Annotated in this window: 12 protein-coding genes; 7 read left to right on the top strand and 5 right to left on the bottom strand. The window is 68.2% G+C overall.

Translation table 11 applies throughout. The features are described 5' to 3' along the window. Positions 1 to 6 precede the first annotated feature (6 nt). The 3 genes from GKO32_RS04795 (at position 7) to GKO32_RS04785 (ending at position 5,085) form a co-directional block, all read left to right on the top strand. Complete coding sequence (locus GKO32_RS04795) at positions 7 to 483, top strand: peptidase inhibitor family I36 protein (RefSeq protein WP_154755560.1); 477 nt, start codon at positions 7 to 9, stop codon at positions 481 to 483. 375 nt (positions 484 to 858) lie between these two features. Next, positions 859 to 2,814 carry a cytochrome c oxidase assembly protein gene (locus tag GKO32_RS04790; protein ID WP_166459382.1) on the top strand — a complete coding sequence of 652 codons (1,956 nt, stop codon included), beginning with the start codon at positions 859 to 861 and terminating at the stop codon, positions 2,812 to 2,814. Positions 2,815 to 2,835: 21 nt separating this feature from the next. Beyond that, entirely contained in the window at positions 2,836 to 5,085 is a 2,250-nt protein-coding gene (locus GKO32_RS04785; protein ID WP_154755559.1) for a heavy metal translocating P-type ATPase, read from the top strand. A 27-nt stretch (positions 5,086 to 5,112) separates the two neighbouring features. Here the strand turns inward: GKO32_RS04785 and GKO32_RS04780 are convergent, their stop codons facing one another. Further along, positions 5,113 to 5,856 carry an SDR family oxidoreductase gene (locus GKO32_RS04780; RefSeq protein ID WP_154755558.1) on the bottom strand — a complete coding sequence of 248 codons (744 nt, stop codon included), beginning with the start codon at positions 5,854 to 5,856 and terminating at the stop codon, positions 5,113 to 5,115. Between the two features lie 83 nt (positions 5,857 to 5,939). Between GKO32_RS04780 and GKO32_RS04775 the strand changes: the two genes are divergently transcribed. Further along, positions 5,940 to 6,488, top strand: a complete 549-nt coding sequence (locus GKO32_RS04775; protein ID WP_154755557.1) for a TetR/AcrR family transcriptional regulator — start codon at positions 5,940 to 5,942, stop codon at positions 6,486 to 6,488. A gap of 14 nt (positions 6,489 to 6,502) precedes the next feature. Here the strand turns inward: GKO32_RS04775 and GKO32_RS04770 are convergent, their stop codons facing one another. Beyond that, positions 6,503 to 7,489, bottom strand: a complete 987-nt coding sequence (locus GKO32_RS04770) for a GlxA family transcriptional regulator (RefSeq protein ID WP_154755556.1) — start codon at positions 7,487 to 7,489, stop codon at positions 6,503 to 6,505. A gap of 79 nt (positions 7,490 to 7,568) precedes the next feature. Between GKO32_RS04770 and GKO32_RS04765 the strand changes: the two genes are divergently transcribed. Together GKO32_RS04765 and GKO32_RS04760 are read left to right on the top strand one after the other, a co-directional pair. Beyond that, positions 7,569 to 8,504 (top strand): NADP-dependent oxidoreductase, encoded by a 936-nt coding sequence (locus GKO32_RS04765; protein WP_154755693.1) that lies wholly within the window; start codon positions 7,569 to 7,571, stop codon positions 8,502 to 8,504. 117 nt (positions 8,505 to 8,621) lie between these two features. Next, a complete protein-coding gene (locus GKO32_RS04760) occupies positions 8,622 to 9,536 on the top strand; it encodes a LysR family transcriptional regulator (protein WP_166459381.1) in 915 nt (304 codons plus the stop codon). Between the two features lie 29 nt (positions 9,537 to 9,565). On the opposite strand, the gene GKO32_RS04755 is transcribed toward GKO32_RS04760, so the two are convergent. After that, positions 9,566 to 10,339, bottom strand: coding sequence for a hypothetical protein (locus tag GKO32_RS04755; RefSeq protein ID WP_154755554.1), 774 nt, complete (start codon positions 10,337 to 10,339; stop codon positions 9,566 to 9,568). A 100-nt stretch (positions 10,340 to 10,439) separates the two neighbouring features. Between GKO32_RS04755 and GKO32_RS04750 the strand changes: the two genes are divergently transcribed. Beyond that, positions 10,440 to 11,435, top strand: a complete 996-nt coding sequence (locus GKO32_RS04750) for an MBL fold metallo-hydrolase (RefSeq protein ID WP_208024276.1) — start codon at positions 10,440 to 10,442, stop codon at positions 11,433 to 11,435. A gap of 12 nt (positions 11,436 to 11,447) precedes the next feature. Here the strand turns inward: GKO32_RS04750 and GKO32_RS04745 are convergent, their stop codons facing one another. Together GKO32_RS04745 and GKO32_RS04740 are read right to left on the bottom strand one after the other, a co-directional pair. After that, a complete protein-coding gene (locus GKO32_RS04745) occupies positions 11,448 to 12,221 on the bottom strand; it encodes an SDR family NAD(P)-dependent oxidoreductase (RefSeq protein ID WP_154755553.1) in 774 nt (257 codons plus the stop codon). A gap of 45 nt (positions 12,222 to 12,266) precedes the next feature. Beyond that, a partial coding sequence (locus GKO32_RS04740; RefSeq protein ID WP_154755552.1) for an SDR family NAD(P)-dependent oxidoreductase occupies positions 12,267 to 13,009 on the bottom strand: 743 nt, incomplete at its 5' end.

The raw sequence follows: 13,009 nt of genomic DNA, 5'->3' as shown, positions 1-13,009 counted from the left end.
ACGCTCATGCGAAGGTTCGCAGGTGTTCTGGTCGCCACGGTCGTGGCGGGGTTGGGGCTGATCGGCGGTACGGCGGCGCACGCACAGCCGGCACCGACCCCAGCGGCACAGGTCCAGCCGGCACAGGTCCAGCCGGCACAGCCGAACGGCAAACTCTCCGTGCAGTACACCTCGTACAACGGGGTGTGCGAGGTCGGCGAGGTCTGCCTGTACTACAACAGCAACTGCCAGGGATCGTTCGCCGACTTCGGCGGGTGGGTCGACGACTTCGCCGGCTACACGTTCCGCTCGAGCGGGGCGGGCAAGGGCCAGCCGGTGAAGAACAACGCCGCCTCGGCCCGTAACCGCGATGGTGACTGGACCGCCCGGATCTGGTTCAACTCGGGGCAGAAGGGCAGCTACGACAACATCGCGCCGTCGACACCCTGCCAGAACCTCCAGAACACCTACAACGAGAACGCCTCACTGAGCTGGTACCAGTGACGGCCTGAGAGCTGTGTGGCCGGGTTGCCCAGCCAGGGCTTCCCGGCCACCTGCACCGTCCACTCGCGACAGTCGACAAGGGACCAGGCAGGTCGCGGGAAATGATGCGCGATCGAGGCGGCTCCGCGCGCAAGCGGCGTGGGTGTCGGCCGAGGCTGTTTCACCCTACGCATCCTGGCGCCGGGGAATGTGATATTCCATCACGGAGGGGGCGGCCCTTCGACGCGGGCCGATCTCGCCGGAGCCTTCGACGGCTGGGAATCGCCCATCAGGTCGGGGCTGACGCGCATGCGTGACCGCGGCGAACTGCGGCCAGAGGTCGTCCACCACGCACGCACGTAGGTCATGAAACACGTCTGAGTGCCCTGCTTCACAATGGGGAACTTCTGGCGGGCGCTGTCCGACACCGTTGAGGTGACGAGTTCTCGGCTGCGCGCCGTGGTCGTGACGGCGGTGGCGGCCGGGCTGGCCCTGGTGCTGCTCGTTGTCGCAACCGCGGGCGATGTGTATGCGCCACTGGGAAATTCCGATCCCGGAGCGCTGACCACCTACGGGTTCGCCGTCGTGCGGTTCGTCGCCGACGCCGCGGCCACCGGGTGTTTCGGGGGTCTGGTGTTCGCCGCGTTCGTCGCGCTTGGGCGGCGCGGCGGCGCACTGTCCGCCGACGCGTTCGCGGCGAACAGGTTCGCCGCCGGCTGTGGCATCTGCTGGCTGGCCGCGGCGGTCCTCGCCGTCCCGTTTTCGGCCGCGGTCGCCTCCGGCCTTCCGGTCTCACACATGCTGCGGCCCGAAGTATTCCTGCCCACGTTGAGTGCGGCGGAAGAGCCGAAAGCCTGGCTGTGCACCGTTTTCGCGGCCGCGGTCACCGTGGCACTGGCCTGGCCCGCGATGACCTGGCGGACGGTGGTCGGGGCGACGGTGGCCGCCGGAGCGGGGTTGCTGCCGTTGGCCGCCGCCGGGCACGCGTCGGTCGGTGCCGGGCACGACCTGGCGACCAGCGCGATGTTCTGGCACGTGCCCGCCGCGAGCGCCTGGCTCGGTGCGCTCGTGGCGTTATCCGCCCGGCTGCGCCGGAAAACCGCCGTGCCGGACCTCGTTTTGCGCCGCTATCACCGTCTTTCGTCGACCTGCTTCGTGGTGGTCACCGTGTCGGGCGTGGTAGCCGGATTGGTCCTTGCCCGGCCGGACGGTCTGCTCAGCCGGTACGGCCTCGTCCTCGCGATCGAGACGGCTCTGCTGCTCGCCGCCGGGTTCGCCGTCGCGGCTTGGCGTCGTCGCCGGAGCGGGCCCAAGCTCGTCGCGGCCGAGCTGGTGCTGCTGGCGCTGGGGACCGGCGGCTCGGCGGCGCTGACCGTGCTCGTCCCGCCCGCGTTCGCGAATCACCCGGCAACCGTGCACGAGACGATCCTCGGCTATGGCCTCGAAGCGCCGCAGACCCTCGCCCGCCTGGTCCTGGACTGGCGGCCGGACCTGCTGTTCGCGCCCGCCGCGCTGATCGCGGGGACGGGCTATCTGCTCGGGGTCCGGCGGCTGCGCCGCCGCGGCGATCACTGGCCGCCCGGCCGGACAGCCGCCTGGCTCGCGGGCTGGGCGGTCGTGCTCGTGGCGACCTCCTCGGGGCTGGGGGTCTACTCGCCGGGGACGTTCAGCCTGCACATGGTCACGCACATGGCGCTCAACATGGGCGCGCCGGTGCTGCTGGTGCTCGGCGGACCGGTCACCCTCGCGCTGCGTGCCTTGCCCGCGCACGGCGACATCCCCGGCGCGCGGGAGTGGGTGGCCTCGATGGTGCAGGCCCCGGTGACGCGGTTCTTCGCGCATCCCGCGGTGGCCGCCGTGCTGTTCGCCGGATCGTTCTACGCGCTGTACTTTTCCGGCCTGTTCGGCGAAATGATGCTTTATCACTGGGCGCACGAGCTGATGAAGGCGCATTTTCTGGTGTCGGGCTACCTGTTCGCGTGGGTCGTGATCGGGACCGACCGGACCCCGCGCCGGCTTCCACACCTGGCACGCCTCGGCATGCTCTTCGCGGTCATGCCGTTCCACGCCTTTTTCGGCGTGATCCTGATAAACAATCAGACCGTCCTGGCCGGCACCTACTATCACTACCTCGCGTTACCATGGGCCGGCGACCTCCTCGCCGACCAGCGGCTCGGCGGTGGCATCGCCTGGGCGGGCGGCGAGATCCCGATGATCGTCATGGTCGTCGCCCTGCTGGTGCAGTGGGCGCGTGACGACGAACGCCGCGCCCGGCGTGCCGATCGTGGCGGCGACGCCGAACTTGACGCGTACAACGCCATGCTCGCCGAACTCACGGCACGCCGAACCTGATATCTGATAAGGAGATTGCGCATGACAGCCGCGGCCCCGGTCACCGGGGAGGTCCATACGATCGAGCTGGCCGTGACCGGGATGACCTGCGCCGCCTGCTCGGCGCGCGTCGAACGCACCTTGAACAAGCTCGACGGAGTCCGGGCTTCGGTCAACTATGCGACCGAGCGTGCCACCGTGCAGGTGCCCGCCGGGCTCGGCGACGAGGTGCTGGTCGAGCGGATCCGCAAGGCGGGCTACGGTGCCCGTGTCCGCGGGGCGGACGACGACGAGGATCTGACACTGCGGCGGGTGCGCGATCTGCGGCGCCGCCTGATCGTCGCGGCCGTGCTGGCGGTGCCGTTGGGCGATCTGTCCATCACGCTGGCTTTGGTGCCGTCGCTGCGATTCCCGGGCTGGCAGCTGCTGTGCTTCGGGCTCGCGGCGCCGGTGGTGTTCTGGGCCGCGTGGCCGTTCCACCGCGCCACGGTACGGAACCTGCGACACTTTTCGTCCACTATGGACACTCTGGTTTCGTTGGGGGTGCTGGCTTCGTTTGCCTGGTCCGCCTGGGCGACGGTGTTCGGCGGGCACGAGCCCGGCTACTGGGTCGGGTTCGGCTCGACGGCGGCCGGCGCGGACGCGATCTACCTCGATGTCGCCGCCGGTGTGACGACCTTCCTGCTCGCCGGCCGCTATTTCGAGAGCCGGTCGAGGCGCAACGCCGCGGGCCTGCTTGCGGCGCTCGATGCGCTCGCCGCGAAAGAAGTGCGAGTCCTGCGTGACGGCAGCGAACAAATGGTTCCGGTGGGGGAGTTGGCCGTCGGTGACCTGTTCGTGGTGAAGCCCGGTGAGGTGCTCGCCGCCGACGGGACCGTCCACAGTGGATCATCCACCGTGGATGTCAGTGCGGTCACCGGTGAGCCCGTGCCGGCGGAAGCGGCGCCGGGTGACCGGGTGATCGGTGCGTCCGTGAACCGCGACGGAAGGCTGGTGGTGCGCGCGACGGCGGTCGGTTCCCACACTCAGCTCGCGCAGATGACCGCGCTCGCCGAGCGGGCGCAGGCGCGCAAGGCGTCGGTGCAGCGGCTGGTCGACCGGATCTGCGCGGTGTTCGTTCCGGTGGTGCTCACGCTGGCGCTGCTCACGCTCGGCGGCTGGCTGCTGACCGGGCACCCGGTCCGGGACGCGTTCACCGCCGCGGTCTCGGTACTGATCATCGCCTGCCCGTGCGCGCTCGGGCTGGCCACCCCGACCGCGCTGATGGCCGGGGTCGGTCGCGGCGCGCAGCTGGGCATCCTGATCAAGGGCCCGGACGCGCTGGAGGCGGCCCGCCGGATCGACACCGTCGTGCTCGACAAGACCGGCACCGTGACCACCGGCCGGATGACCGTGACCACCTGCCACCCGGCGGCCGGGCGCAGTCGTGGTGAGCTCCTGTGGTTCGCCGGTGCTGCCGAATCGGGTTCCGAGCACGCGATCGCGGCGGCCGTGGTCGAAGCGGCGCGGGCGGAATTGGCGGAGTTGCCGGAAATCACCGCGTTCACCGCGCTGCCCGGTTTGGGTGCAGAGGCCATTGTGGACGGTCACGCCGTCCTCGTCGGCAGCCCTCGATTGTTCGGCGAACGCGCGGTCGCGATCTCCGGTGAGTTCGCCGCACAGGTGGACGCCGCCCATGCGGCCGGTGCGGTGCCGGTGCTCGTCGCGGTCGACGGCGAGGTGGCCGGGCTGGTCGAAGTGCGGGACGTGGTCAAGCCCTCCGCCGCCGCGGCGGTCGCCGCGCTGCGCGCCCGTGGACTGCGGACGGTGCTGCTCACGGGCGACCACGAGATCGCGGCGAGGGCTGTCGGCGCCGAGATCGGAATCGACGAGGTCCGCGCCGGGGTGCTGCCCGCGGAGAAAGCGCGGGAGATCGAGGCGTTGCGGGCCACCGGCACCCGGGTCGCCATGGTCGGCGACGGGATCAACGACGGGCCCGCGCTGGCCGCGGCGGACCTGGGCATGGCGATGGCCCGCGGCAGCGATATTGCGCTGCGCTCGGCCGACCTGGTGCTGGTGCGGGACGATCTGCGCGTCGTCCCGGACGCGATCAGGCTGGCCGAGGGCACGCTGCGGATCATCCGCGGCAACCTCGCGTGGGCGTTCGGCTACAACGTCGCCGCACTGCCGCTGGCCGCTTTCGGTTTGCTCAACCCGTTGATCGCGGGCGCCGCCATGTCCCTGTCCTCGGTGCTGGTGGTGTCCAACAGCCTGCGGCTGCGGTCCTTCACGCCGGACGGACCGGCCGACTGAACGTCCACATCGGACGGTGCGGCCGGCTCAGTTCTGCACGGTGGGGCGGATCGTGAGCGAGCCGATCTCGACGTCGTCCGGTTGCTCGATGGCGAAGCACACCGCGCGGGCCACCGCGATCGGGTCGAGCCCGAACTCCCGCATCCCCGCCTGGATCCGTTCGCGGGCGGAGGGTTCCATCCCGTCGGCGAGCTCGGTCCGGACGAATCCGGGCGAAATCTCGGTGGTGCGGATGACGCCGTCGGTCGATTCCGTGCGCAGGCCTTCCATGATCGTGCGGGCCGCGTTCTTCGTCGCCGCATAGACGGCCATCGTGGGGGAGATGGTGATCCCCGCGGTCGAGACGGTGGTGACCACATGGCCGTGTCCTTGCCGCCGGAACACCGGCAGGGCGGCGGCGAGGCCGTGCAGGACGCCGCGGATGTTGACGTCGATCATGGCCGACCAGTCGTCCACGTCGAGCTGGTCCAGGCGGCCGAGCCGGGCGATGCCCGCGTTGTTGACGAGCACGTCGAGCCGTCCGAACTCCTCGACCGCACGCTGGACGAGTGCCTGGACGTCGGTGAGCAGCGCGACGTCGGCCGGTACGGCGATCGCCCGGCCGCCCGCGTCGGCGATCGATTTGGCGAGGGCGTCGATACGTTCCCGGCGTCGCGCGGCGAGCACCACCGAGGCGCCGCGCTGGGCGAGCATGGTCGCGATCTCACCGCCGATCCCGCTGCTCGCGCCCGTGACGATGACCGTCTTGCCGGTGATGGGGTCGTTGGGCATGTGACCTTCCGATCCAGTAAGTTGACAGGTGTCCGTTTAGTAGAGACTATCCGGACACGTGTCCACTTAGCAAGGGGGTCCCCATGGCCGAGCGCAAGGTTCGCGCGGATGCGCTCGGCAACCGGGCGCGCATCGTGCAGGTCGCTCGTGAACTGCTGAGCTCGACGTCGGAGTTGCCGATGAACGCCGTCGCGAAGGCCGCCGGGGTCGGGCAAGGCACGCTCTACCGCAATTTCCCGACCCGCGAGGCACTTCTCGCGGAGGTGTATCGGGCCGACGTCGAGCAGCTCGTCGCCTCCGCCGCACCACTGCTCGACCAGCACGACGCGGCCACCGCCCTCCGTCGCTGGCTGTCGAATGTCGCCGACTACGCACGCGTCAAGCGCGGCGTTCTGGCCGCACTGGAGCCGAGTTCGGGGTATGAGCTGACGACAAGCCATACCGGTTCGATCGGCGAGGCCATCGACCGTCTGCTCGCCGCGGGGAAGAGCGAAGGCACGATCCGCGGCGACGTCGATGCGCAGGAAGTGCTCATCCTGCTGGGATTCCTGTCCCGGATAGACGAAACCGAAGCGGCGGAACGGGCGCAGCACCTCTTGGACTTGATCTTCACCGGACTCCTTGCCCGGTAGTGAGAAAGCTTGTCCTAGCGCCCCGCGCGGAATGTCCGCCGATAGGCCAGGGGTGACACCCCGATCGCCGCATGCAGGTGCTGGCGCAGGGAGGTGCCGGTGGCGAAACCCACCTGGCCGGCGATGTCGTCGACCGGCAGGTCACTGGACTCGAGCAGGTGCCGGGCGCGGGCGAGTCGTTGCTGGACGATCCAGCGGCCCGGGCTCATGCCGACCTCGTCGGTGAAGCGGCGGGCGAAGGTGCGCAGGCTCATCCGGGCATGCTCGGCGAGATCGGCCAGCGCGAGCGGCTCGTGCAGATGCGCGAGTGCCCACTGCCGGGTGGCCGCTGTGCCGTCCCGCATCGTGCGGGGGACCGGTGCCTCGATGTACTGCGCCTGCCCGCCGTCTCGCCACGGTGGCACCACACACCGCCGCGCGGCGCCGTTGGCGACTTCGCTGCCGTGGTCCTTGCGCAGCAGGTGCAGGAACACGTCGATACCGGAGGCGGCGCCGGCCGAGGTGAGGATGTCGCCGTCGTCGACGAACAGCACGTCCGGGTCCAGGTCGACCTTCGGGAAAAGGCCGCGGAACTGCTCGGCCGCCTGCCAGTGCGTGGTGGCCGGGCGCCCGTCCAGCAGACCGGCGGCGGCGAGCACGAAGGCGCCGGTGCAGATGGACACCAGCCGGGTGCCGGGCCGGATCAACCGGAACGCCGCCGCGATCGGTTCCGGCAGCCGCGGCACGAGGAGTTCGGCCACGCTGGGGCTCGGGGCGAACGACGCGATCACCACCGTATCGGCGGTGCGCAACACTTCGGGGCCGTGCTCGACGGCGATGGAAAAGTCGGCGGCCGTGCGGACCGGCCGGCCGTCAACGCTGCAGGTCAGCACCTCATAAAGCCCATCGGTCGCACCGAATATCCGGCTCGGGATACCGAGCTCGAACGGATACACCCCAGCCAGGGCGAGCACGGCGACCCGATGCGCGCGTATCGAAGGGAGATCACCGGCCACTGGCATGATCCCATCGTAAGGTGGCAATCAAGCCATTGTCGCGCTCACGAGCCCTCAGCAGACTGGGATCATGAGCGGAAACACCATGCGCGCCATCAGCCAGAACGTCCTCGGTGGTCCCGAGGTGCTCGAGGAGGTCACCCGGCCCCGGGCGGTGGCCGGCCCCGGCGAAATCGTCGTCCGGGTCCACGCGGCGGGAGTCAACCCGACCGACTGGAAGCACCGCGCGGGTTTGCCGTGGATGAGTGAGCCGGTCCCGGTCCTCGGGTGGGACGTTTCCGGGGTCGTCGAGGAGGCCGGTAGGGGAGTCACCCTGTTCAAGCCGGGCGACGAGGTGTTCGGGATGCTGCCCTATCCGCATGGCCCTGGCGCGTATGCCGAATTCGCCAAGGCCCCCACCCGGTGCTTCACCCGCAAGCCGGCGAACATCGACCACGTCCAGGCCGCGGCGCTGCCCCTTGCCGCGCTGACCGCTTATCAGGCGCTGGTCGACACCGCCGACGTCCAGCCGGGGCAGCGGGTTCTGATCCACGCCGCCGCCGGCGGGGTCGGCCACCTCGCCGTGCAGATCGCCAAGGCACGCGGCGCGTATGTCATCGGTACGGCCAGCGTGGCCAAACACGACCTGCTGCGTGACCTCGGTGCCGACGAGCTGATCGATTACCGGACCACGGACTTCACGGACGCGGCCGGCACTGTCGATGTCGTGCTGGACACCCTCGCCGGCGACGTGCGCACCCGTTCCCTGGGGGTCCTGCGCAAGGACGGCATTCTGATCTCGTTCGTGGCCGGCGATGGTGACGCCGCCGATGCGAAGAAGGCCGCTGAGCTGGGCGTCCGCATGACGGGGTTGCTCGTCGAGGCCGATCACGCGGGCATGCGCGCCATTGCCGGGCTCGCCGAGCAGGGCCGGCTTCGTGCCCACATCGATGCCACCTTCCCCCTCGCCGAGGCCGTCAAAGCCCACGCCCACGGTGAAACCGGCCGCACCACGGGGAAGATCGTCCTCGTCGTGCGCTGAGCCGGCCCTTTCCCGGCACCGGCGGGTCGTTACCGGGACGTGCTGACCGACCGGGCTACGCGTGGTTTCATGGCTTGCAGTGCGGGTGGTGTTTTCCGGCGGCTCGAAGGGGAGCGCATGAACATTCTGAGTTTGAGGTACTTCCTCAAGATTGCCGAGCAGGGCAGCATCACCCAGGCGGCGTTCGAGTTGCACATCACCCAGCCCGCGTTGACCCGTCATGTCGCTCATCTCGAGCACGAATTGGGGGTGAAGTTGTTGATGCGGCACGGGCGGGGGGTGCGCCTGACCGAGGCCGGCCGTCTGCTGGATGCCAGGGCGAGGGCGATCTTGGCGGATATCGATGCGCTGTCGGACGAGCTGGTGGCGCGGCAGAATGAGCCGCAGGGTTCGTTGTCGGTGGGTTTGCCGTATTCGTGGTCGGAAGGTATTACGGCGCCGGTGGTGAAGCAGTTCAACGACCGCTATCCCGATGTGCGACTGACGGTGATCGCGGATTCCAGCGAAATGCTGGAAGGCATGCTCAAGGCGCAGGATATCGATTTCGCCGTGCTCACCACCGTTGAGGACGACGCCGAGATCGAGTCCCGTCCGGTCGTGCGGGACCGGATGTATCTGCTGGGGCCCAAGGGTTCGGGACTGGCGGAGTTGGACGATATTTCCCTCGCGGATCTGGCTGACCGGCCGACGATCCGCCAGTACAACGCCACGGTTGCGGCGAAACGGAATGATCAGCGGCTGGCGCGGGTGGGCCGGTCGCAGAATGTGCTGATCAAGACGAGTTCGTCGATGATGCTGGAACTGGCGGATCTCGGGCTCGGTTTCGTGGCGATGGCGGGATGCGCGATGGGGTCCCGGCGTTACGACATGGAAGCGGTGCCGATCGCGGACCGTGCGGTGACCTGGACGATGAGCAGGCTGCGCACCCGGCCCCCGACCGCGGCCATGAAGGCGTTCGAGGCGATCCTCGCCGAAGTGGTCCGCGCGCGTGTGGTGGGGGGTGAGTGGCCGGGGGCGGTTCTGCTCGACTGAGACCACCCTACGGACACTCTCCCCACCCGTCAGTAATCGAATACGGCCTCGACGTCTCCGAGACCCTCGAAAGACGCACTGATCGCCGCATCCGGCTTCGCGGTCAGCAGCGCGGACGGTGACAGCGTGGCGAGGACCTGGCCCCGGCGAATACCCTGCCGCTCGCGCGCAGTGTTCGCGCCGACGAACACCAGGATGAACGGATCTACCACGGGATGGCCGCCCCGGATATCGCCGACCGTCTCGTCGCCCTGCCGGGAGACGATCCGCAGCTTGCTGAAGTCCAGCGACCGCCAGTCCGAATACGGCTCGCCGACCACGAAGCCGCCGCTCAGCGTGTTGTCGGCATACCTTTCAAACGTGCGGCCGGCCAGCTCGTCGAGATCGGCGACGTCGAAACGGGTGGCGAGGAACTCGATCGCCGGAGCCGCTTCCGTGGCCTGCGCCACCTCCTCATACGTGTAGGGGCGTTCGCGTGGCGGTAGGTCCTTCTTGGCGCGGAACACGATTTCCGGCTCCCAGATCCGCAGGCGTGACAGGTCGGTCGTGATGTGGGCGCCGGAGGGGAGCACGGTGAAGATGGGCGCGACCAGGTTCGGCTGGCCCGCCTTGAACGGGAAATACAGCTTCCACCCCTGCACCGGCCGCCCGAGCCGGTCGATCAGGCCGTCGAGGATCATCTGCACGTCGAAGAACGAGGCGGGAGAACAGTCTTCGGGGAAGTGCTTGACCGGCCCGGCCGCGGTGCCGCGATAAAGCGAGATAATCAGGTCCGCGGCTTGGTCCGCAGCTGCTCGATCCATGGTTCAAACCCTTCTCGTCGAAATGCCTTGCAATTCGCACCCTACATTTGCCGGCGGACCCCCGACTACCCAAGAATTTGGTATCGGAGGTATTACCGGAATGCATTTCTGCGATGGCTGGTATAAAGACAATCACGGTGGCTTGTGGCGCCGCCTTGTACTAACTTGGGTGCGCAGGCCTGACATCTCGAGGAGAGCAACCATGCCATCAGAATCGACGGAAACGGATTTTCTGCGGTGGTCGATCGGCGCCGTGAAGATCACGCGCGTACTCGAAATGCCGCCGGTGAGCGCGGATCCGGCCCGGTTCATCCAGGCGGGCCGGCAGGAAATCCTCGACCGGCGAGACTGGTTGTGCCCGCACTTCGCCGATGAGGACGGGAACATCACCCTTCATTTCCAGGCCTTCGTCGTCGAGTCCGGGGGCGTGCGGATCATGGTGGATCCGTGTATCGGCAACGACAAGCAACGCAGCGTCGCCTCGCTCAGCATGCTCGATGGTCCCTTTCTGGAACGGCTGGCAGCCGCCGGTTATCCGCGCGAGAACATCGACTATGTGCTGTGCACGCATCTGCACGCCGATCATTGCGGATGGAATACGATGCTCGTCGACGGCCGATGGGTGCCGACCTTTCCCAACGCACAGTATCTTTTTGCCAAGGCCGAGTACGAATATCTGCGAGGTGACGAGCGCGGTGATGCTCCCGCCATTCTGGCGGACTCGGTCAAACCCGTCATCGACGCCGGTCTCGCCACATTCGTGGAACCGGATCATGTCATCGTCGAGGAAGTACGCCTCGAGCCGGCACCGGGCCACACGCCAGGGCATTGCTTCCTCGTCATCGCATCCGAGGGGCAGGAGGCCGTGATCACCGGCGATGCGCTGCATCACCCCGTTCAGGTCGCGTTGCCCCAGATCGCCGACAATTTCTGCTGGGACAAGGAACTGGCCGAGGCCACGCGACGGCGTTTGCTGAAATGGGTCTCGGACCGTGGAGCGCTCCTGCTGGGGTCGCACTTCTCCGGGCCGGTAGGCGTGTTCTTGACGCCGGACGGCGATGCGTGGAAAGCCGAAAGCCTCACGGCCGGTCGGTAGCCCTGCGCCGCGTCAGCCGGCTGTCATTCCGCCGTCGATGGGGATCTCGGCCCCGGTGATGTGGCGGGCCGCGTCGGAGGCGAGAAAGCAGACGGTATCGGCGACCTCGGCAGGGGAACAGGCGACACCGATCGGCACCGATGTCTTGGCTATCTCATCGGGATCGACGACCTGCGAACCCCGGTCGTGGATGGACTTGCGCAAGGCAGGCGTATCGACAAATCCAGGATGGACCGAATTGACGCGGACGTTGTTGCGGAGGCCGGCGCATTCGAGCGCGACGGCCTTGGTCATCATGCGGGTCGCCCCCTTCGAGCCGCAGTAGGCCGTCCAGCCGGCCATGCCTTTCAGCCCCGCCAGTGACGATATGTTGATGACCGCGCCGCCGCCTGATTTCGCGATCCTCGGGATGGCGTGCTTCATGCCGAGAAACGTGCCCTCCACGTTGACCGCCATGATGCGCCGGAAATCGTCGAGGGGCATCGAAAAGGTGTCGGTGATGGCGAACGTTCCGGCGCAGTTGACGAGCACGGCCAGCGCGTCGTCGCCAGAGTCGGCGAGGGCCAGTGCCGTTTGCCATTCCGCTTCGTGCCGGACGTCCAGCCGTACCGCCGTGCCGTGGCCGCCGGTCTGTTCGATCAGCTCAGCGGTGCCGTTGGCGCTTGCTTCGTCGAAATCGGTGGCCCATACGAAGGCGCCCCTGGCGGCCAGTGCGAGACTGATCGCCCGTCCGATGCCGCTTCCGGCACCCGTCACGAATGCTGCTCTTCCGGCGAATTCCGACATGCGGTCTCCTTGATCCTCGTCCACCAAGAGAATGTTCACTGTGCGTCAGCCGGCTGTCATTCCGCCGTCGATGGGGATCTCGGCCCCGGTGATGTGGCGGGCCGCGTCGGAGGCGAGAAAGCAGACGGTATCGGCGACCTCGGCAGGGGAGCAGGCCACGCCGATCGGCACCGCGGTTTTGGCCAGCTCATGGGGATCGAGGACCCCCGGCGCGCTGTAGCGAGACCTGCTGACCTCATCGGGGCCATGCTTGCGCCAAGCGGGCGTATCGACGACGCCAGGATGGACCGAGTTGACGCGGACGTTGTTGCGGAGCCCGGCGCATTCGAGCGCCACCGCCTTGGTCATCATGCGGATCGCCCCCTTCGAACCGCCATAGGCGGCCATGCCCGGGATGCCCTTGAGTCCCGCCAGTGACGATATGTTGACGACCGCGCCGCCGCCTGATTTCGCGATCCTGGGAATGGTGTGCTTCATACCGAGGAACGTGCCCTCCACGTTGACCGCCATAATCGTCCGGAAATCATCAAGCGGCATGGTGAAGGTGTCGGCGATCAGCGACTTTCCGGCGCAGTTGACCAGCACGGCCAGCGCGTCGTCGCCAGAGTCGGCGAGGGCAAGGGCGGCTTGCCATTCCGCTTCGTGCCGGACGTCCAGCTGCACCGCCGTGCCGTGGCCGCCGGTCTGTTCGATCAGCTCAGCGGTGCCGTTGGCGCTTGCTTCGTCGAAATCGGTGGCCCATACGAAGGCGCCCCTGGCGGCCAGTGCGAGACTGATCGCCCGTCCGA

This window comes from Amycolatopsis pithecellobii (assembly GCF_009707865.1).
In the GTDB taxonomy this organism is placed as follows: domain Bacteria; phylum Actinomycetota; class Actinomycetes; order Mycobacteriales; family Pseudonocardiaceae; genus Amycolatopsis_E; species Amycolatopsis_E pithecellobii.
The sequence above is the reverse complement of the archived record's forward strand: the minus strand, read 5'-3'. Positions and strand labels throughout refer to the sequence as shown.